At 56.6% G+C, this 2,546-nt stretch carries 2 protein-coding genes and 1 pseudogene; all 3 read right to left on the reverse strand.

Annotated elements, in window-relative coordinates:
* Nucleotides 1-646: pseudogene (locus VQ830_RS28550) on the reverse strand (methyl-accepting chemotaxis protein); the annotation flags it as partial.
* Nucleotides 647-919: 273 nt separating this feature from the next.
* Nucleotides 920-2,125: a Na+/H+ antiporter NhaA gene (gene nhaA, locus VQ830_RS28555; protein ID WP_337271520.1), complete on the reverse strand. Its 1,206-nt coding sequence runs from the start codon at nt 2,123-2,125 to the stop codon at nt 920-922.
* Nucleotides 2,126-2,354: 229 nt separating this feature from the next.
* A partial coding sequence (locus tag VQ830_RS28560) for a hypothetical protein (RefSeq protein ID WP_337271521.1) occupies nt 2,355-2,546 on the reverse strand: 192 nt, incomplete at its 5' end.

The following is a 2,546-nucleotide window of genomic DNA, read 5'->3' on the forward strand; positions in this document are numbered from 1 at the left end:
CAACGATGCCGCGGCTGACGACGAAGAGCGCAGCGATCAGCGCCAGCACAAAGACGGTGCCGAGCACCGACAGCGTGTAAAGGATCGTGTTGTTCGTGTTGTCGGTCAGTGCGTCGCTCTGCACTTGCACGCTGTCGATCGAACTCTTGATCCATGCACGGATCGCCCGAACTTCGGCATCTATCTTACTATCGGCCTGCTTCAATAGGGTTTGCGATGTCGTATTGTCATCAACCTGCCCGGCCTTAACGGCTTGATCGGTAATCGCAATAATTGCTTTGGCCTGATCCATCAAAGGATCAACGCTGGCTGCATTTTCCTGCGCATGCTCCTTGGCGTCCGCAAGGAGATTGAGGAGCTCTTTTTTATTCATATCGTAATTTTGCACAAAGCCCGCCATCTCAGGGTCTTTCGAGCTGTAGGCCAGCACCTGATAGGCGTTGTAGCTCAAGCCGACGATGCTCTGGCTGGCGCGCGCCATCGAGATGGTTGCAACATCATCCATCGCCAAAAGATCAGAATAATCGTTGTCTGCAGACTTGTAGTTCTGCGCCATCAAAACGACGCCGATTATGGCGACCACGGAAAGCGGGACAATAAGCGCGAGGATCTTTGTACGGATTTTGGCATTCTGGAGAAATGACATCTGTTGCTGCCCCCGAAGCATCATATAAGCATATTTGCGGAAAACGCGGCTTTACGGGTTCCAGCATCATGCTGTCGATCACACTGCAGTTGATCGGCACCGACAAATCGCACACCCGTCGTGTTCATCTTTATTAGCGAATGAAGCTATAAAAGAGGTTAATCCCGATGCGTCGAAACCGTACGGACACGACATGATAAACGCGCTTGCCCGAGCCTCTAGGCGGGAATTGGATGAGGTCGAGAGGGGTGACTCTCTCAACCTTTTCAAAGGTCATGGTACCGGGATGGGCGGTGCGCGCAGCCGCCTGTCGGAGCTCAGCAAGCAAATTGTCCCAAGAAGACCAGACAGCACCGAACCGAGCAGAATGCCGATCTTGATATGATCCTGAACTTGAGGATCGTCGAAAGCAAGCAGCCCGATGAAGAGCGACATCGTAAAGCCTATGCCGCAAAGGAAGGCGGTGCCAACCATCTGGCCCCAGCTTGCCTGAACAGGAAGGTGGGCATAACCCAGCTTCACGAGCACTGCGACCGTGCCGAGAACGCCGATGAGCTTACCCAGCACCAGACCGAGCGCCACGCCCATGGTCAATGGCTCTGTGAAAAGATCGAGCGAAAGGCCGGCAAAAGACACCCCGGCATTGGCAAAGCCAAAAATGGGCACGATGACGAACGCAACGGGCTTATGCAGCGCATGCTCCAGCTTATGCAGCGGAGATTCGGCATGGGACGCTTCAGGCGCGCCCGGCGATGTCTTCAAGGGGATGGTCAGCGCCAGCATGACGCCGGCGAGCGTTGCATGGATGCCCGATGCAAAAACGCACACCCAAAGAATGGCGCCAAGAAGGAGATACGGCCAAACTGTTTTCACGCCTATTCGGTTGATCAGGGTGAGCGCCGCGATGACGACGGCTGCGCCAGCCAGCGCCAGAAGATTGAGATTGGCGGTGTAAAACAGTGCGATCACGATGACGGCGCCGAGGTCATCGATGATCGCAAGAGCCGCAAGGAAGATCTTAAGCGAAGTGGGAACGCGCTTGCCGAGAAGCGAAATCACGCCGAGGGCAAAGGCGATATCGGTTGCTGTCGGAATTGCCCAGCCGCGCACTGCAGCGGGATTTGACCAATTCAGCAAGACGTAAATCAAGGCTGGCGCGACCATGCCGCCAAGCGCGGCAGCACCCGGCAAAATGCGCCGGCTCCAGGTCGACAATTGTCCGTCAAGCATTTCCCGCTTGATTTCGAGGCCGACCAGCAGGAAGAACACCGCCATGAGGGCATCGTTGATCCAGTGCAGAAGGCTAAGCGGACCGATGTAAACGTGCAGCCCGTGGAAGTAGTCTTCGGCCAATGGGGAATTTGCCACGATGATGGCAAGAACGGCCACAGCCATCAGCACAAGCCCGCCCGATGCCTCGTTGTCGAGGAAATGGCGGAGAGTGGATGTAAGACGGCGCTTTGATACTGTCGAAGACATGGGTTCGCGCTCCCTGGTGAGAGGTTGATCGAAGTCTCCGTATATTTCGGATTACCCGTAGCGCACGCAGCACACGCTATCGACCTATATTTAGCAAATCGACCGTCCTAATCCACCCCATTTCCGACAAAAGATCGCTGCTTTTCATCAAAAGCGAACAAGGCCGCCCGTTACCAGCACGGACGGCCTTGTCGACCTGACGAAAATTCCACCTCGGGAAAATACGCCCTTAAAACTCTTCCCAGTTCTGGTCGCCTGCCGGGGCGGCCGGTGCTGCTGCTGCCGCAGAGGTTGCTCCAGCGCCGCCGAAGGCGCCGGCAAGCTTGGAGCGCAGCGAGCGGGCCGGTGACGAGACCGGACGAGCCGTGGGCGTGGCCGCCTTGACGGGTGCCGGAGCGGCAGGACGAGACGCCATGGGACG

This window comes from Oryzifoliimicrobium ureilyticum (genome assembly GCF_037199735.1).
GTDB classification, from domain to species: Bacteria; Pseudomonadota; Alphaproteobacteria; order Rhizobiales; family Rhizobiaceae; genus Rhizobium; species Rhizobium ureilyticus.

What these genes read in the sequence shown, in the direction of transcription:
- nhaA (WP_337271520.1), bottom strand. Translation starts at nt 2,125, where the DNA reads ATGTCTTCGACAGTATCAAAGCGCCGTCTTACATCCACTCTCCGCCAT.